Origin of the sequence: Streptomyces parvus (assembly GCF_032121415.1) — a bacterium.
GTDB lineage: Bacteria > Actinomycetota > Actinomycetes > Streptomycetales > Streptomycetaceae > Streptomyces > Streptomyces globisporus_A.
Genome location: NZ_CP135079.1, coordinates 2,191,755 through 2,208,742 on the forward strand (window position 1 = coordinate 2,191,755; position 16,988 = coordinate 2,208,742).

Sequence of the window (16,988 nt, forward strand, 5' to 3'; positions counted from 1 at the left end):
TCCATGCCGTGCCGCACCGCGCGTACCTCGTCGCACGGCGGTGTCGTACGCACTCCATGGTGGCCGCCGGAAAGGAATCACGTCGGGGCCTGTGGACTACCGGCCGGTTGTGGAAAACTCCGTCACCGTCACGTACCGCTCGCGCACTTCCCGGTAGCGGACCAGTTCGGCCGCGACCGGGTCCAGGACCCTGGCCCGGCCGCAGCCGGCCGCCGCCTCGCGCAGCCGCCGCTCGGCGTCCTGCCCGAACCGTCTGGCCGGTCCACGGATGGCCGCGGCGCAGGCCCACTCGACCAGCGGGCCGCCGACGACACCGGCCAGCATGATGAGCGCGGGGGTGACGAGCCCGGGTTCCAGGACGCCGATGATCTGGCCGGCCAGCCACAGGCCGCCGAAGATCTGCAGGAGCGTCATCGACACCTGGGCCAGCACCGCGGCCGGCCACCACTTCGGCCGGGGCGGCTTGGGCGGTCGCCCGCCGAGCTGGGGGACCGTGCCCGTCCCCGTCTCCGTCCCGCCGCTCCGCTTGGACGCGCCGGGGGCCCCGGCCCTGACCGCCAGTTCGTCCAGCGCCTCGGACAGCCCCTGCGCCCCGGTGAACGCGGCCTCGCGCACCGCTTGCGCCCAGGGGCCGGGCAGCCCGTCGGCCGCGTCGTCCGCGACGATCCGCACCGCCTGCTCGACCCGCTGCCGGGCCGTCAGCTCCTCCTCGGGCGGGGTGAGCGCCTGGCCCATCCGGTCCAGGCTGCCGGGCAGGCCCCGGTTCTCGTACCAGCGCCAGAGCCGCAGCCAGGGCGTCCCGCAGGCCCGGCTCGCGTTGCGGCGCCACTCCCGCTCGGCGGCCTGTCCGGCGGCCGCGGCCCCGACGGCGTCGGCCAGCCGGTCGGTGAACTCCTCGCGGGCCCGCTCGCCGAGACCGGGCCGCCCCTCGGCCACGTACACCGGGCGCAGCCGGGCCGCCGCCGCGTCGACGTCGGCGGAGAGGCGGCGGGTGGCGGCGGTGCGGTCCGAGACGAACCGGCCGATCATCTCGCGGAGTTCGGGGACCCCGTCGCCGGTGAGCGCGGACAGGGACATGACGGTGGCGCCGGGTTCGCCGTGCTCCCCGAGCGCGATGCCGTCCTCGTCGAGGAGGCGGCGGAGGTCGTCGAGGACGAGGTCGGCGGCCTCGCCGGGCAGCCGGTCGGTCTGGTTGAGGACGACGAAGGTGACCTCCGCGTGTCCGGCGAGCGGGCGCAGATAGCGTTCGTGCAGGGCGGCGTCGGCGTACTTCTCGGGATCGACGACCCAGATCACCGCGTCGACCAGGGCCAGGACCCGGTCCACCTGGTCACGGTGCTCGGTGGCCGCCGAGTCGTGGTCGGGCAGGTCGACCAGGACGAGCCCCTGGAGCGCCTCGTCGAAGGCGGCGGGTCCCGGGTGGGGCCTGCGGCGCAGCCGCCCGGGGACGGCGAGGCGGTCCAGCAGTCCCGCCGCCCCGTCGGTCCAGCTGCACGCGATGGGCTGGGAGGTGGTGGGCCGGCGGAGCCCGGTGTCGGAGATGGGGGCCCCGGCGAGCGCGTTGAACAGGGTCGACTTCCCGCTGCCGGTGGCTCCCGCGACGGCGATGACCGTGTGCCGGGAGGAGAGCCGCTGCCTGGCCGCGGCCTCGTCCAGCACGCGGCCCGCCTCGGCGAGGGTGTCCCGGTCGAGCCGGGCGCGGGAGAGTCCGACGAGCTCGCGCAGGGCGTCGAGCCGGGTGGGCAGCGGTCCGCCGGCGGGGGCGTACGCCTCGACCTGCGGCTCCGCGTCGTCCTCTGCGGGCGTGGGCGGCGCGGCCTCCTCCGCTTCGCGGGCCTCGGCCGCCGCCGCGCGCCGGGCGATGAGCCCGTCGTCCCAGCGCCCGTCCTCACGCCCGTCCGGCTTCCCCGTGCTGTCGCCCCGGCCCTTGCCGTGGCCCTCGTCCGTGACGGCAGTCATCGCTGCCACCTCTCCTTCTGCAGTACGGAAAGCGCGGCGATCAGTTCGGCCTGGGGCTCGGGGGCGACGTCGAGCGCGTCGAGCGGGGCGAGGCGGCGTTCGCGTTCACCGCGGAGCACCTGGTCGAGGCAGCTCGTCAGCAGCTCGCCGCCCTTGTCGCGGAGGCGCAGCGCGCCCTGGGCGCCGATGCGTTCGGCGAGCTGCTCCCCCGCCGCACGGGCGCGCCGCCCGCCGAGCAGGGCTGCCGCGAGGAGGGCCGTGACGTTCTCGGGGGCGGGCGCCACACTGCGGTCGAGCTGGCGCACCTCCTCGTCGACCAGCTCCTCCAGGACCCGGCGCCACCGGCGTACGGCGACGGCGATCCGCCCTTCGACGTCCTCGGCGGGCCCCCAGCCCCCGGCTTCGCGTCCGGCGCCCTCGAACCGGAACAGGGCCCCGGCGGGTTCGCGGAGCCAGTGGGTGCGGATCTGTTCGTCGGCGGCGGAGACCGAGCACTGGAGCAGGGCCACCAGGCTGTCGACGAGGGCTTCGAGGAGTTCCTCGGGCGAGCTGTAGAGGGGGTAGCCGCGCCACCGGGTCCGCGCGTCCCCGGAGAGCACCGCCCCGTTCCTCAGCCGGCGGCGGATCCGGTTGGCTTCCTTGCCGTACGCCTCGTCGACAGCCGCGGTGAGCCGTACGGAGGCGGCGTACTGGGCGGCGACGGCGGAGGCCAGGGCGGGCATCCGGACGTTGAGCGACTCGATGACGCCGGAGGCGGTGCGTCCCACCGCCTGCTGCCGGGCGGCGGGGTCCTGGGCCCGGTGGGCGAGCCAGGCGCGCAGCGGGGCGACGGCGCTGGTGGGGAGCAGTCCGCTGCCGCCGCCAGTGGACTCGGGCAGTTCGGGGATGGTGAACCGGGGCACGTCCCCGAGTCCGGCCCGGGTCAGCAGGGCCGCGTACTGCCGGGACACCTCGGCGATCACCTGGTGGGGCACCCGGTCGAGGACGGTGACGAGGGCGGCGTCGTACTCCTTCGCGGTACGCAGCAGGTGCCAGGGCACGGCGTCGGCGTAGCGCGAGGCGGTGGTGACCATGACCCAGACGTCGGCGGCGCAGATGAGTTCGGCGGCGAGGACGCGGTTGCGGACGACGAGGGAGTCGATGTCGGGGGCGTCCAGGATGGCGAGCCCTCGGGGCAGGCTGACCGCGGTCTCCACCCGCAGGGCGGCGTCCCCGTCCTCCCCGCGTGCGGCGAGGTCGTCAAGCCCGTCGGGGTCGGGCGTCTGGCCCGGCGGCAGCCAGATCCGGGTGAGCTGCGGCAGCACCCGCACCCCCGCGAACCAGTGGTGGTCGTCCGGGTGGCAGACCAGCACCGGGGTCCGGGTGGTGGGCCGCAGCACACCGGCCTCGCTGACCCGGCACCCCACCAGCGAGTTGACCAGGGTGGACTTCCCGGCCCCGGTGGATCCGCCGATCACGGCGAGCAGCGGCGCCTCGGGGTCCTTGAGGCGTGGCAGGAGGTAGTCGTCGAGCTGGGCGAGGAGTTCGACCCTGGCCTGCCGGGCCCGTTCGGCCCCCGGCAGGGGCAGTGGGAGACGCACGGCGGCGACACGGTCGCGCAGGGCGGAAAGTGCGTCGATGAGCTGAGGCCGTACGTCCATGGTCACCACATGCGAAGAATGCCCAATTTTGGAGCCTTTTTGAAGCGTATAGACCCCTCTGCGCGGCGGTTCCACCCTCTGGACAGAGTCAGGACAGAGGGGACGAGTGGGGCAGGGGCATAACGAGTGCACAACACCCGGCGCGCAGCGGGCGAAAAGCGCTGCGGGAATCGCACCTACCTGCGATTATCGGTTCGCTTCACCGAACCTCCACATCGTGCCACGCAGGTGAAGCAACCGGGTCCAGGGGATCGGAGCCCTATCCTTGTCCCGGCACGGCCACGGAACCACCGATCAGGACTCCCGGCCCCCGTAGCTCAGTGGATAGAGCAGGCGCCTTCTAAGCGCTTGGCCGCAGGTTCGAGTCCTGCCGGGGGCGCACAGCCACGCAGCTCATGGGCATACGTGCCCGGTGGGTGCCCGCACCGCTGCTGAAGATGATGCCGGACGTGGAGCCGGCGAACCGGCGACGAGGGGGTCCGGGGCCATGCGGCCCCGGACCCCCTCTCCTCGTGCCGGAGTTCAGCTCACACCGTCGGTGCTCCGGTCCACCGCCGACCGGCCCTCCAGAAACTCGGTGACCTTGCGCAGACGCAGGGCGAGCTGGATCTCCAGGGCGGGTCCGGGCTGCTGCCACTGCGGACCTCGACCGCGGACCGGGTTCTCGAATCGATCGTCGCGCGCTTCACCTGAGAGCTCCCCTTTCCCCTGTTCGCCGGGCGGTGGCCCGGACAGAAGGGTGCGCGAGGCCGGTCGCAGGGACGTGAAAACTCATACGGTCCGCAGTAGACGACGGCAGCCCTCCCGGCCACAAAGGAAGAGGGATAGTCCGTCAAGTCGGCGGCCTCCCCTACGACGGCCGGGGGAGGCGATGCGCCCGATGTCCGCGACCTTCGGGCAGGAGTTCGGGCATACCCGGACGGGAGTTCGAGTGCGGTGAAACCTTCCGCCCGGCGGGACGTTCGTCAGGGCATGGGAGCGGGCAAATCGATCAGGTGGGCTCCGAAAGGCGGAATCCCCTCCCGCAGGACCGGCCCCCCGCACCCCGTCACCCGGCGGGCATCCGCGACTCCGTGCCGCCGCCCGTCCCCCCGGTCCCGCCGCCCGCACACCGAAGCGCCTGCGTGAATTGCGCACCATCAGGGAAAGGAGCGCCGCGATGGCGACGCCGCTGTCCGCCGACAAGCTGCTCAAAGCCCTCCGCGACGAAGGCCTCCACGTCGTCGAACACCGGAGCTGGCGTACCAACAACCGTAATCACAAGGGTCCCTGGGGACCGACGCACGGGGTGATGATCCATCACACGGTCACGTCGGGCACCGCGTCCTCCGTCGAGCTCTGCTACAACGGCCACTCCGCCCTGCCGGGTCCGCTCTGCCACGGTGTCATCGCCAAGGACGGGACCGTCCACCTCGTGGGGAACGGACGGGCGAACCACGCCGGGCTCGGCGACGACGACGTGCTGCGCGCCGTCATCGCGGAGAAGGCGCTGCCCCCGGACAACGAGGCCAACACCGACGGCAACCGGCACTTCTACGGCTTCGAGTGCGTCAACCTCGGCGACGGCAAAGACCCTTGGCCGGCGGCCCAGTTGCTGGCGATCGAGCGGGCCGCCGCCGCCGTCTGCCGGGCGCACGGCTGGTCCGAGCGGTCGGTGATCGGGCACCTGGAGTGGCAGCCGGGCAAGGTCGATCCGCGCGGCTTCACGATGAACTCGATGCGTACGCGGATCGGCAAGCGGCTGGACGGCGCCCCGGACGGCCCCTCCAAGCCGCCGCCGAAGCCTGCGTACGAGCCGTTCCCGGGGTCCGCGTTCTTCAGGGTGGGCCGGAACAGCGCCGTCATCACGGCGATGGGCAAGCGTCTGGTGGCCGAGGGCTGCGGGCGGTACACGGTGGGCCCCGGCCCGGCCTGGTCCGAGGCCGACCGGAAGTCGTACGCCGCCTGGCAGCGCAAGCTGGGCTACTCGGGCGAGGACGCGGACGGCGTTCCCGGGAAGAGCAGTTGGGACCGGCTCAAGGTGCCCAACGTGTGACAGGGCGCGCCTCACGGTGGCCCGGCTCGCGCTCTTCCGGCGAGCGCGAGCCGGGCCACCGCACGCGGATCAGCGGTCAGCGGTTGAAGCCGCTGCCCCGTCCCGCCTTCGTGGCCACCGTGCCGAGCGCCCCGTGCCCGAAGCTGAAGGAGCCCTTGGCCGCCAGGCCGGAGGCGGTGGCCCAGAACACCCACAGGGAGCCCTCGCCCGCATTTTCGCCCGGCGCGCCCACGGCCGGTTCGGTGCGGCCGTCGCCGTTCAGGTCGCGCAGGGAGACCGCGCCGCCCTCTAGGGTTTGCCCTCGGCGCCGGTGACCTGCCGATGGTCAGCCGGTGGATCTTGAGGGACGGTGCGATGACGACCGAGATACGAACGGTGCAGGCCGGCGAGGTGATGCGGTACGCCGACGGCATCCGCGACGTGTACGCGAGCGCCTTCGCGGCCCCGCCCTGGAACGAGGATCCGGCTGAGGCCGACGTCTACGCGGAACGGCTCGCCCGGGACGCGCTCCGGCCCGGGTTCACGGGGGCGGTGGCGACCGCGGGCGAGACGGTGACCGGTTTCGCCACCGCCTGGATCACCCCGGAGCACTTTCCGGCCGATCGCAGCTACGGGCAGGTCGCCCAGGCTCTCGGGGCGGGGCGCACGCGGGCGTGGCTCTGCGGGGCGCTGGAGGTGAACGAGCTGGCGGTCGCCCCGGAAGCACACGGCGGCGGGCTCGGCGCGGCGCTGCTGGACGCGGTGACGGGGGCGGCCCCGGGCGGCCGTTGCTGGCTGCTGACCTCGGTGCGGGCCGAGGCGGCCCTGCGCCTGTACGAGCGGACCGGCTGGCGGCGGGTCGGCACATCCGTGCCCGGCAAGGCCGCCCTGGTGGTGCTGCTCGGCCCCCGGCATCCGGGGCGGGAGGAGGCCGGGGGCGGCCGGTAGCCCCGCCGCCGTACCCCGGTGGTGACTTACCGCGCGACGACCAGCAGCACGAACGCCGCCAGCGAGAGCACCGTGCGCACCCGGTGCAGCGTGTTCCAGCGGGACTCGAAAGCCGCGCGGGCCGCACTGTCGTCGCCGCCCTCGGAGGCGGCGAGGGCGTTGTTGAGCGGGATGTTGCCGACCACGGTGATCAGATGACCGGCGACCGAGCAGATCAGCGCCGCCAGGATGGCGGGCCCCGCCACCCGGTCGTGTTCGCCGAGGCCCGTGAAGAACGCGGCGGCGGGCAGCGCGACGACGCCGAGGAACAGCACCAGGAAGACCGGCCGGGGGACCTTCTCGTTGAAACGGCGCATGGCCGCGGCGAACTGCTCGTCCCTCAGGTCGGCGAGGCCGGGCATGATCCCCGTCAGGAAGGTCAGCATGAAGCCCGCGTAGAGGCCGGTGACGATCGTGGCGAGTACCAGGGAGAGGGAGGTCATGGCGGACATCATGGCCCGGAAGGACGGTTCACAGCACGCATTTTCGAGTGACCGTGCGACCGGCCGCGCCCGCACCGGGGACCCGGCGCGGGCGGCCTCCGGCGCGGAGGGCCCCCTGCGCGGAGGGCCCCCGTGCGGGCGGCCTCCGGCGCGGGCGGCCTCCGGCGCGGGCGGCCTCCGGCGCGGAGGGCCCCCGGCGTGGAGGGCCCCGGCGCGAGCAGGCTCCGATCCGGGCGGCCCCAGGCCGGCGACCTCCGGCGCAGGCCGCCCAGCGCGGGCAGGGTCCGATCCGGGCGGCCCCCGGGCCGGTGGGGGCGGGCGATCCGCGTCAGCCGATCTCGCCCTCGCTCGGTTCCGGCGCGTCGTCCGTACCGGCTCCGCGCTGGAGCCGGTCCGCCTGACCGATGGCCGTGGCCAGCTTCTCCACCGCGCTGTCCTCCGTGGACTCCGCCAACCCGGATGCCCGGGAGGCGAGTTCGCCGAGTCGGGGCGCGCCCGGCAGATCGCCTCCGCGTAGCCGGTCGGCGAAGTAGGCGGCCACGGCCGCTACTTGGAGCCGGTCGTTCTCGCCGCCCCAGAGGGTTTCGTCGACCGCCCCGGTCGTGACGGTTCCGGTCTCCTCCTGGGCCTTGCGGGTCTTGGGGTCGAGCCAGCGCACCGTCGCCCGGGCCACGGTGCCGGACGCGCCCTCCCGCAGCCGTACGGCGTACAGAGCTGTCACGGTGTGGCCGGGGCCGACCTCGCCGCCGTCGACGCTGTCGTCGCGGAAGTCCTCGTCGGCGACCTTGCGGTTCTCGTAGCCGATCAGCCGGAACTGCCGCACGTTCTTCCGATCGAACGCCACCTGGGCCTTGGCGTCGCGGGCCCGGATCTCCAGGTGGGCGGGCAGCTGGTCGACGAAGACCTTGCGGGCCTGCGTCTCGTCACCGACGTACGTGGTGTTGCCGTCGCCCTTGTTGGTGAGCTGCTCCATGAGCGCATCGCCGTAGTCGCTGCCGACACCGACGCCGAAGAGGGTGATGCCGTACTCGCGACGGGCCGAGTCGATCTTCTTCAGGATGGATTCGGCCTCGGTGTCGCCGGTGTTCGCGAGGGCGTCGGAGAGGAGCACCACGCGGTTGGTGGCGCCTTCGCGGTGGCCCTCGACCGATTCCTCGTAGCCGCGGGTGATGCCCGCCCCGACGTTGGTGGACTGGGCGGGCTCCATCTCCTCCACCACGTCCTTGATCCGGTTCCGGTTGCCCTTGACGCGGGTCATCGGCAGCCGGGTCTCGGCCGTGTTGCTGAAGGTGACCAGGGAGAGGGAGTCGTCGTCGCGCAGTTCGTCGGCGAGGATGGTCAGGGACTTCCGGACCAGGTCCAGGCGGCCGGTCTCGGCCATGGACCCCGAGATGTCGACGACGAACGTGAGCGCGGCGGGCGGCCGTTCGGCGGCGGGCGGTGCGGTCTTCGTGGCCAGGCCGACCCGCAGCAGCGACCAGTCGGAGGCTCCGGTTCCGCCTCCCCCGCCCGTCCCGGAGCCGATGCGCGCCCCGTCGACGTTGACCGAGAAGCCGTTGCCCTCGGGCCGTTCGTACCCCTGGCGGAAGCTGTTGACGAACTCCTCGGGACGTACGTCCTCGGCGGCGGGCAGCCGGCCGTCGCCGAGGGTGCGGCGCGCGTAGCCGTAGCTGGCGGTGTCCACGTCCAGGGCGAAGGTGGAGAGGTAGTCGGGCGCCTTGGCGTCCGGCGCGGCCGAGGCCCCGGACCCGGCGTCTCCCCCCGGTGCGGCCGACCGGCCGGTCTCGGGCGCCACCGCGTCCGGCGCGGGCTGTCCGCCGCCGGTCGATCCCTGCCCCTTGCGCGAGCCGGAGCCCAGATCGCGCGTACCGTCCGACCCGCTGCCGGCGCCGCAGGCGGTGAGCGCCAGGGCGCCCGCCAGGAGGAGCGCCACAGCTCCCGCCCGGCCTCCTGCCCAGCTCCTCACCGGGGCCGTCGCCGGGCCTCCCGCCGGCTCTCCCGCCCGCGTCCCATGTCGTCGGCTGACCTGGTTCATGCGTAACCCCCCACGTCGTCACGGTGTCCTCGACACCTGTGAATGTGACGTACGGGACCGCCGACCGGAGTCGACGAAAGCGTTGCGGAACCATCTCGATGCGGCAACAGCGGGCGGGAAAACGGCGGAACATCAGGTTCAGGACACGATGTCCTTACGGCTGAACCCGCGGAAGGCCAGCGCGAACAGAATCAGGGCATAGGTCACTGATACGGCCGCGCCCTTGATCATGCCGCCCCACTCCAATTGCGGCTGGAGCGCGTCGGCCCAGGCGAACTGCCAGTGCGCGGGCAGGAAGTCGCGCCAGGAGCCGAGCGCGGTCACCGCGTCGAGCACATTGCCGACGATGGTGAGGAAGACCGCGCCGCCGACCGCGCCGAGCGGCGCGTCCGTCCTGGTGGAGAGCCAGAACGCCAGTGCCGCCGTGACCAGTTGGGAGACGAAGATGAACGCCACGACCAGCGCGAGGCGCGGCACGGTGTCCCCGGCGGACAGGGCTCCCCCGGTCGGCAGTTTCAGCGGCCCCCACCCGTAGGCCGCCGTTCCCGCCGCCAGCGCGACGACCGGCAGCAGCACCATCGCGGCGAGGCTGAAGCCGAGCGCGACGACGAGCTTGGACCACAGCAGCCGTACGCGCGGCACCGGCGCGGCGAGCAGATAGCGCAGCGAGGACCAGCTCGCCTCGGAGGCCACGGTGTCCCCGCAGAACAGGGCCACCGGGATCACCAGCAGGAAACCGGCCGAGACGAACAGCGAGGTGGCCGCGAAGTTGGCCGCGGACTCGGTCGCCACGTCCATCAGGTTGATCCGGCTGCCTCCGCCCCGCCCTCCGCCGCCGTCCTCGCCGTCCGGCGTGCCGCCGATGGCGAAGGCGATGATCAGGATGAAGGGGAGGGCGGCGAGCACCCCGCCCATGAGCAGGGTGCGACGCCTGCGCAGCTGCCGCACGGCCTCGACGCGGAGCGGGAGCGTCCGCCCGGCGCGGTAGCCCGCGGCCTCCGGGTGTTCGGTCGCCACCCGGGCCTCGGGCGGCTGTACGGGGGCGCTCATGCTGCTCCTCCGGAGATCAGGGTGAGGAAGGCGTCCTCCAGGCGGCGGTGCGGTCCGACGCCGGTGACCGGGACGTCGAGCCGGACCAGGTCGGCGACGAGCCGCGAGGTGGTGGCCCCGTCCAGGCGGACGAGGAGCCCGCGCCCGTCGTCGGTGGGGACGGCGGAGCCGATGCCGGGCAGGGCGGCGATCTTCTCCGCCAGCGGCTCGGACACCTCCTCGGCCGTGGTCACCAGGATCATGTCGCCGGAACCGGTGATCTCGGCGACCGGACCGGCCTGCACGAGCCGGCCCCGGTCCATGACGACCAGGTGCGTGCAGGACTGCTCGACCTCCGAGAGGAGGTGGCTGGAGACGATGACGGTCCGGCCCCCGGCCGCGTACCGGATCATCACGTCCCGCATCTCGCGGATCTGCGGCGGGTCGAGCCCGTTGGTCGGCTCGTCGAGGATCAGCAGGTCCGGCATGCCGAGCATGGCCTGGGCGATGGCGAGCCGCTGCCGCATGCCCTGGGAGTACGTCCGGACGGCACGGGCCAGCGCGTCCCCGAGGCCCGCGATCTCCAGGGCCTCGTCGATGTGGGAGTCCTCGGCGGGGCGGCCGGTGGCCTGCCAGTAAAGGTCGAGGTTGGCGCGCCCGGAGAGGTGCGGCAGGAACCCCGCTCCCTCGACGAACGCCCCGACCCGGGACAGCACCGGGGCGCCGGGCCGGATGGCCTGCCCGAAGACGCGGATCTCGCCCTCGTCGGGGGTGATGAGCCCCATGAGCATGCGCAGCGTGGTCGTCTTGCCCGCGCCGTTGGGTCCGAGGAGCCCGAGCACCTGGCCCTTCTCGACGCGGAAGGACAGCTCGCGCACGGCGTACCGGTCGACGGACTTCGCGTACTTCTTGGAGAGCCCGGTGATCTGAAGCGGTACGTCGGTGAGTCCGTGGTCCGGGGCGGGCGTCGCGGTCCGCCGCCGGGCGGTGATCAGCAGCGCGGCCGCAATGACGACCGCAGCGGCCGGGAGGCCCCAGGTCCACCACGGGAGAGCGGCCGCCGCGGTCTTCACGGCGGGTGCGGTGGGGGCGGTCAGCGGTCCGTCGAGGGTCACGTCGTACGTGGCGGGCTCGGCCGGGGAGGCGTAACCGAGGTCCGTCGCGGAGAACACGAGGCGCAGCCGGTGTCCGGCGTCGAACTCGTGGTCCACGGCGGGCAGCGCCAGCTCGATCGGCTTGCCCTGCTGGTCGGGGGTGATCCGGTAGGGGGCGACGAGCTGGTGGGGCAGGACCTGCTGCCTGCCGTCCGGCGACACGTCGTACACCTTGCCGAAGAGCACCGCGTCCCGGTCGCCGTCGGCCTTCACGTTCACCGTGACGGTGGGCGTGCCGGTGACGCGCAGGGAACTGTCCAGCGGGGCGGACTCGAACTTTCCGAACTGCCCGGGGAAGTCGAGCGAGAGCCCGACGCCGAGGGAGGAGAGCTGGGCGAGTCCGCCGCCGACGCCGGGCACGGCGGAGATGGCGGGCGGCGCGGATCCGGCCGGGTTGCGGAAGGTCTCCGTCCCGCCGCCGAGCGCGATGTCCCGGCCGCCGCTGCGCAGCCCCGGGTAGGTGTCGCTGCTCGCACCGCGCAGGAGGGCGGCGCCGTCGGTGGAGTCGACGCCCCCGGTACGGGTGACGCGGAAGGCGGGCCCGGTGGCGCTGCCGGTGTCCTCCTTGAGATACCGGTCGAACCAGTCCCCGACCCGCCCTTCGATACGCCCGGACTCGCTGTCGCCGCCGTCGTGGCCACCGGAGATCCAGTCGACGGAGACGGGTGCGCCGTTGGAGCTGATGGCCTTCTGCATGGCGTCGGCCTGGCCGAGCGGGAAGAGGGAGTCGGACTGTCCCTGGAGGAGGAGCGAGGGGGCCTTGATGCGGTCGGCGACGGCGGACGGCGAACGCTCGGTGAGGAGTTCCACCGCTTCCGCGTCGGGCTTGCCGCTGACGGCGACGCGCTCGTACATCTCGCAGAGCCGCTTCTCGAACCGTTCGCAGCCACCGCCGGTGGTGATGAAGATCCCGGCCCAGAGCTTCTTGAAGACCCCGTCGGGGAAGAGGGCGTCGGCGAGGTTCCAGTAGGTGATGACGGGAGCGATGGCGTCGACGCGCTTGTCGTGCCCGGCGGCGAGCAGGGAGACGGCCCCGCCGTAGGAGGCCCCGGTGAGGCCGACGCGGGGGTCGCCCTTCGTGTCGAGCTCCACCTCGGGCCGGGTGGCGAGCCAGTCGATGAGCCGGGAGACGTCCTTGACCTCGTGGTCCGGGTCGTTGAGGGAGACCTCCCCGCCGGACTTCCCGAAGCCGCGCGCCGACCAGGTCAGCACGGCGTATCCGTCGGCGGCCAGCTTCTCGGCCTGGGCCCGGACGTCGTTCTTGCTGCCGCCGAACCCGTGCCCGATGAGCACGGCGGGCCGCTTGCCGGAACCCTTGGCATGGAAGTACGAGGTGTCGATCGGCACCCCGTCCATGCGCAGGATCCGGTCCTCGCGCTGCACGGCGGGCGAGCCGTCGTCGGCGACGGCGGACCAGGTGCCGCCGCCCACGAGTACGGCGAGCGCGGCGCCGGCCGCGGCCCACCGGCCAGGTGTACGGGGCAGCAGGCGCCGCCATCGAGCAGTAGGGGTCTCCATCCCTCGACCCTAAACGGAGGACGCAAGCCGGTTGAGTGCCGCCAGGGTGAAGCGCGCGGCCTCCCTGAGAGGTACGGTGCGCCTCGCCCGTACTCCGGACGCGGTACGGAGTTCCTGCCCTCGGGAGGCCCTTGTGGACATTCGCCCCGCTTCGACCGTCGCGGAGCTCCTGGCCGCCGGCCATCTCTTCGACGCCCCGCCCCGTGAGGAGTGGGCGGCCCGCTTCCTCGCCGCGGACGGTCACGTGATGCTGATCGCGTACGTCGACGGCGTCCCCGCGGGCTTCGTCTCGGGCATCGAGATGCTGCACCCGGACAAGGGGACGGAGATGTGCCTGTACGAACTCGGCGTCGACGACCCGTTCCGCCGCCGGGGCATCGGCGGGGCCCTGACCCGGGCGCTGGTGGACCTCGCCCGGGGGCGGGGCTGTTACGACGTGTGGGTCGGGGTGGAGCCGGACAACGAGGCGGCGCTCGCCACGTACCGGTCGGCGGGGGCGGGTGCCGACGGGCGGTTCGCGATGCTGGTGTGGGAGTTCGGGGGCGGCGCGGACGGGCGTCAACCCTGACGTTCGTCGGGGGCGGCTCCTGCCCTTCGGCCCCCGCGCCGGGCGGCCGTCCCTCCGTACGTTCGCCACATGGCACAGCACACAAGTCAACACCACTGGCCCGCCCGGCTGTTCGGATCGTTCGCCCTGACGGCGACGGCGGCGGCCGTGATCACGATGCTCTCCCCGGGAGGTCTGGGGAGGCCCGGCCCGACCGAGGTCACGGACGGGGCGTCCGTATCCGCGTACCGCTCGCTGACCGAGGCGGTCGCTGATGCCCCGGGGTGGGTGGGGCACCTGCTGGAACTGTCGTCGGAGGCCACGCTGATCGTCCTCGGCCTGCTGCTGCTCGGGGTCTGCTGGACCGCCGTACGCCGGAGGGATCCGGACGCGGTGGCGGGGGCCGTGCTCATCGGCGCCGGGACCGTCGTGGCGTACGCCGTCAGCGAGGCGCTGAAGCTGGTCGTCGACGAGGAACGTCCGTGCCGGGCGCTGGACGGCGCCGAGGCGGTCGCCGCGTGCCCGGAACCGGGCGACTGGTCGTTCCCGAGCAACCACGCCACCCTGGCCGCCGCCCTCGCGGTGGGGCTGGCGGTACGGCGGCCCCGACTGGCCGCGGTGACCCTGCCGGTGGCGGTGGCGGCGGCGCTGCTGCGGGTCCTGGTGGGGGTCCACTATCCGCACGACGTGATCGCCGGCGCGCTGCTCGGCGGTGCGGTGGTCGCCTCGGTGCTCCTGGTGCTGGTGCGCCCCGCCGGTCTGCTCGCCTCAGCGCTGCTCGGGCGGCGGTGGGGGCAGGATCCCGGCCTCGTGGGCGACGACGGCGGCCGCGGCCCGGTTGTCGACGCCGAGACGGGCCAGGACGGAGCTCACGTACGCCTTGACCGTTCCTTCGACCAGGTGCAGCCGCCGGGCGATCTGCCCGTTGGACAGTCCGCCGCCGAGGTGGGCCAGCACTTCGCGCTCCCTGGGCGTCAGCCCGGCGACCCGCTCCCGGGCGGCGTCCCGCCGTTCGGCCAGGGCCCCGGCCCCGGTGGACGCGAGGTGCGCGACCACACGGGCGGCGACCTTCGGTGACAGGTAGGCGGCGCCGTCGGCGACGGCCCGCACCCCGGCGACGAGTTCCTCGGGCTCACCGGACTTGATCAGGAATCCGGCGGCCCCGGCCCCCAGCGCCCGCAGGATGAAGTCGTCCTCGCCGAAGGTGGTCAGCATGACGACGCCGGTACCGGGCAGGGTGCGCCGGATCTCGGCGGCGGCGTCGATGCCGTTGGTCCGCGGCATGCGTACGTCGAGGACGGCCACGTGCGGGCGGTGCGCCCGGGCCAGCTCCACGGCCTCGTGCCCGTCGGCCGCCTCGGCGACGACCTCGATGCCCGGGTCGGTGGCGAGCACGGCGCGCACACCGGCCCGGATCATCGGCTCGTCGTCGGCGACGAGCACCCGGACCGGTCCGGACGCTGCCGTACCGGCCCGGCTCATCGGGCGCTCACGGTGTCAGCGCGTCGCGGGAGACCAGCCTGCCGTCCCGGAAGCAGAGCCGGTACGCGTCGCCGGAGCGGTCGTCGAAGCGGTCGGCCGTCATCGCGTAGAACTCGCACGTCACTCCACGTTCCTGTCGTTCGCGTCGCTCCTCAGGTCCTGCGCCCGTCGGCCGCGCCGCCGTCTGCCGGTCCGGCAGCACCTTCTGGATCTCGGACCGATCCTGCCCCAGCCGCAGGCGGGCGTAGTCGCCCGGGTCGAGGACGGACCGGGACGCCGCCACGGTCTCCCACGTCCCGACCACGGCGAGCAGCACCGCACCCGCCACCAGCGGCACCGTCAGCGCGGTGAGCAGGGTGCGGTGGACGCGCCGGCGGGCCCGCCGGTAGCCCGGGGGCGCGGGGCTCTCCCGGTGGCCGGCGGGCCGCGGCGGGATCTGCGCGGGGGCGCGGTGGGGCAGCCGGGCGGAGACGGCGAAGCCGCCGTCCCGGGGCCCGTGGTCGAGGGAGCCGCCGACGAGCCGGACGCGTTCGTCCAGCCCGATGAGCCCGCGCCCGCCGTGCCGGGGGGACGGGGGGAACGATTCCCGGGCCGCAGGAGCAGCGTTGCGGACCGTCACCCGGGTCTCCGCCGCCGTGTGCGAGAGTTCGACGGTCACGGACGCGCCGGGCGCGTGCTTGGCCGCGTTGGTCAGGGCCTCCTGCACGACCCGGCGCGCGGCGCGCCCGACGGTGGGCGGCAGCCCCGACGCGTCGCCGTCCACGGAGAGTTCGACCGGGAGCCCGGAGGCGGCCGCGTCCCCGACGAGCCGGGCGATGTCGGAGTCCCCCGGCTCCTGGGGCGGGCTCTCGCTCTCCTCGCGGAGGACGCCGATGACCTCGCCGAGGCGTTCCACCGCTGCCGCCGCCCTGCCCCGGATGTCCTGGGCGGCCCGCCGGTGCCGCTCGTCCAGGCCGGGTGCCAGTTTCAGGGCCCCGGCCGACAGGGCGATCAGACTCAGATCGTGTCCCAGCACATCGTGCATGTCCTGGGCGATCCGGGCCCGCTCCAGCAGCCTCGCCTGCTCGGCGACCAACTGCCGTTCCCGTTCCATCTGTTCGGCCCGCTCCCAGCCGGCCCGGACCAGCTCCCGGTACTGGCGGGAGAACCGCCCCACGAACCAGGGCACCAGCACGGCGAGGACGACGACCGCGACGAACTGCGTCGCCAGCGAGAGCAGGGACGGCACGAGGACCACCGCCACCGCCCCGGCCACCAGGGCTCCGGCCAGGAACAGGACGACGGTCCTGCCGCGCCCTGGCCCCCGCCCGGCGGCGAACGCGGCGATCGCGGTCGGCAGGCCCCACCACCACCCCACCAGGCTCAGCGCGCCGAACGCCGCCGTGGCGGGCACCAGCAGACCCCCCGGGTCCGCCCACCGCGGGCCGGGCCGCCCGCCGGCCGTCCTTTTCACGAGGGAGAAGCTGTTCACGAGGGAGAGGTTACGGAGGGCGGGACGCCTTCCGGCACTGCCGAAAGTCACCTGCCCGGCACCGGGGAACCGTCCCGCACCGGCCGGGGCGCGGCGAGGTCGAGCGGCGTCTCCACGGGCAGCAGGGCGGCGGCCCGCTCCCGCTCCCCCGCCCGGACCGCCGCGTGCACCTCGCGGGCGAGCGGCGTGACATCGCGTACGGAGACGGTCCACTCGTCCGCGTACCGGCGGGACGCCTCGCCGCTCAGCCCGAGCTGGAGGGAGCGGTACGGGAGCGGGTTCAGGTCGAGGTCGCGTTCGGGGTCCCACTGCACCCGGGCGGGGGAGGTGCGCAGGCCGCGCTGCCAGGAGGCCCGGTCCGGGTGCACCCCGCGTACGTAGTGGGAGAGTTCGGCGTGGGCGAGGGCCCATTCCAGGCCGCTCCGGGAGATCTCGACGGCGAGGACGACCTCCTGCCCCTCCTTGGCGCCCCAGCCGCAGCGGTACATCATCCACAGGAAGCTGGGCTTGATCCAGGTCATCCGGTCCCGCTTCCACTCGGCGGGGAACCGTCCCTCGCGCGCGGCGGGCAGGCCGATGGCCGGCCGGTACGCCTGGTAGACGGTGACCGTCGTGGCCGTGTGGAGCGCGCGGATCTCATGGCGGGGCGGGACGGACGGGCTGTTCATAGGCCCCAGGATGCGGGACACGGCCGCGCCCGGGCATCCGG

Annotated in this window: 12 protein-coding genes, 1 tRNA gene and 2 pseudogenes; 5 read left to right on the plus strand and 10 right to left on the minus strand. The window is 73.9% G+C overall.

Translation table 11 applies throughout. The features are described 5' to 3' along the window. Positions 1–96: 96 nt before the first annotated feature. Positions 97–1,959 carry a YfjP family GTPase gene (locus RNL97_RS10745; RefSeq protein ID WP_030577089.1) on the minus strand — a complete coding sequence of 621 codons (1,863 nt, stop codon included), beginning with the start codon at positions 1,957–1,959 and terminating at the stop codon, positions 97–99. After that, positions 1,956–3,599, minus strand: a complete 1,644-nt coding sequence (locus tag RNL97_RS10750) for a dynamin family protein (protein ID WP_243314057.1) — start codon at positions 3,597–3,599, stop codon at positions 1,956–1,958. The genes RNL97_RS10745 and RNL97_RS10750 overlap by 4 nt, the downstream gene beginning before the upstream one ends. Positions 3,600–3,905: 306 nt before the next feature. Here RNL97_RS10750 and RNL97_RS10755 point away from each other — a divergent pair. Next, positions 3,906–3,978, plus strand: a tRNA-Arg gene (locus tag RNL97_RS10755). A gap of 780 nt (positions 3,979–4,758) precedes the next feature. Then, positions 4,759–5,634 carry a peptidoglycan-binding protein gene (locus RNL97_RS10760; protein ID WP_030577083.1) on the plus strand — a complete coding sequence of 292 codons (876 nt, stop codon included), beginning with the start codon at positions 4,759–4,761 and terminating at the stop codon, positions 5,632–5,634. Positions 5,635–5,710: 76 nt separating this feature from the next. Here RNL97_RS10760 and RNL97_RS10765 read toward each other — a convergent pair. Then, positions 5,711–5,908 (minus strand): annotated as a pseudogene (locus RNL97_RS10765) (FG-GAP repeat protein); the annotation flags it as partial. 80 nt (positions 5,909–5,988) lie between these two features. Between RNL97_RS10765 and RNL97_RS10770 the strand changes: the two are divergent. Beyond that, positions 5,989–6,561 (plus strand): GNAT family N-acetyltransferase, encoded by a 573-nt coding sequence (locus RNL97_RS10770; RefSeq protein ID WP_243314058.1) that lies wholly within the window; start codon positions 5,989–5,991, stop codon positions 6,559–6,561. 26 nt (positions 6,562–6,587) lie between these two features. On the opposite strand, the gene RNL97_RS10775 is transcribed toward RNL97_RS10770, so the two are convergent. The 4 genes from RNL97_RS10775 to RNL97_RS10790 form a co-directional block, all read right to left on the minus strand. Next, a complete protein-coding gene (locus tag RNL97_RS10775) occupies positions 6,588–7,043 on the minus strand; it encodes an anthrone oxygenase family protein (protein WP_374115118.1) in 456 nt (151 codons plus the stop codon). 328 nt (positions 7,044–7,371) lie between these two features. Continuing rightward, positions 7,372–8,976 (minus strand): vWA domain-containing protein, encoded by a 1,605-nt coding sequence (locus tag RNL97_RS10780; protein WP_030577074.1) that lies wholly within the window; start codon positions 8,974–8,976, stop codon positions 7,372–7,374. 240 nt (positions 8,977–9,216) lie between these two features. Further along, positions 9,217–10,128 (minus strand): ABC transporter permease, encoded by a 912-nt coding sequence (locus RNL97_RS10785; protein WP_030577071.1) that lies wholly within the window; start codon positions 10,126–10,128, stop codon positions 9,217–9,219. Next, positions 10,125–12,779 carry an alpha/beta fold hydrolase gene (locus RNL97_RS10790; protein WP_313750626.1) on the minus strand — a complete coding sequence of 885 codons (2,655 nt, stop codon included), beginning with the start codon at positions 12,777–12,779 and terminating at the stop codon, positions 10,125–10,127. Before RNL97_RS10790 ends, RNL97_RS10785 begins: the two co-directional genes overlap by 4 nt. A 133-nt stretch (positions 12,780–12,912) precedes the next feature. Between RNL97_RS10790 and RNL97_RS10795 the strand changes: the two genes are divergently transcribed. Both RNL97_RS10795 and RNL97_RS33190 read left to right on the plus strand, forming a co-directional pair. Beyond that, the gene (locus RNL97_RS10795; protein WP_030577066.1) at positions 12,913–13,347 is read left to right on the plus strand and encodes a GNAT family N-acetyltransferase; all 435 of its coding nucleotides are present in this window, start codon (positions 12,913–12,915) and stop codon (positions 13,345–13,347) included. Between the two features lie 69 nt (positions 13,348–13,416). Further along, a pseudogene (locus RNL97_RS33190) lies at positions 13,417–14,079 on the plus strand (phosphatase PAP2 family protein); the annotation flags it as partial. A gap of 15 nt (positions 14,080–14,094) precedes the next feature. Here the strand turns inward: RNL97_RS33190 and RNL97_RS10810 are convergent. The 3 genes from RNL97_RS10810 to RNL97_RS10820 form a co-directional block, all read right to left on the minus strand. Then, entirely contained in the window at positions 14,095–14,808 is a 714-nt protein-coding gene (locus RNL97_RS10810; RefSeq protein WP_030577059.1) for a response regulator, read from the minus strand. Positions 14,809–14,815: 7 nt separating this feature from the next. Next, complete coding sequence (locus RNL97_RS10815; protein WP_199814149.1) at positions 14,816–16,201, minus strand: sensor histidine kinase; 1,386 nt, start codon at positions 16,199–16,201, stop codon at positions 14,816–14,818. A 125-nt stretch (positions 16,202–16,326) separates the two neighbouring features. Beyond that, positions 16,327–16,947: a DUF4291 domain-containing protein gene (locus RNL97_RS10820; RefSeq protein ID WP_313750627.1), complete on the minus strand. Its 621-nt coding sequence runs from the start codon at positions 16,945–16,947 to the stop codon at positions 16,327–16,329. Positions 16,948–16,988 lie beyond the last annotated feature (41 nt).

Bases quoted from the DNA above. Each gene is read 5' to 3' on its own strand.
- RNL97_RS10745 (WP_030577089.1), bottom strand. From the start codon at position 1,959: ATGACTGCCGTCACGGACGAGGGCCACGGCAAGGGCCGGGGCGACAGC.
- RNL97_RS10750 (WP_243314057.1), bottom strand. From the start codon at position 3,599: ATGGACGTACGGCCTCAGCTCATCGACGCACTTTCCGCCCTGCGCGAC.
- RNL97_RS10760 (WP_030577083.1), top strand. From the start codon at position 4,759: ATGGCGACGCCGCTGTCCGCCGACAAGCTGCTCAAAGCCCTCCGCGAC.
- RNL97_RS10770 (WP_243314058.1), top strand. From the start codon at position 5,989: ATGACGACCGAGATACGAACGGTGCAGGCCGGCGAGGTGATGCGGTAC.
- RNL97_RS10775 (WP_374115118.1), bottom strand. From the start codon at position 7,043: ATGACCTCCCTCTCCCTGGTACTCGCCACGATCGTCACCGGCCTCTAC.
- RNL97_RS10785 (WP_030577071.1), bottom strand. From the start codon at position 10,128: ATGAGCGCCCCCGTACAGCCGCCCGAGGCCCGGGTGGCGACCGAACAC.
- RNL97_RS10790 (WP_313750626.1), bottom strand. From the start codon at position 12,779: ATGGAGACCCCTACTGCTCGATGGCGGCGCCTGCTGCCCCGTACACCT.
- RNL97_RS10810 (WP_030577059.1), bottom strand. From the start codon at position 14,808: ATGAGCCGGGCCGGTACGGCAGCGTCCGGACCGGTCCGGGTGCTCGTC.
- RNL97_RS10820 (WP_313750627.1), bottom strand. From the start codon at position 16,947: ATGAACAGCCCGTCCGTCCCGCCCCGCCATGAGATCCGCGCGCTCCAC.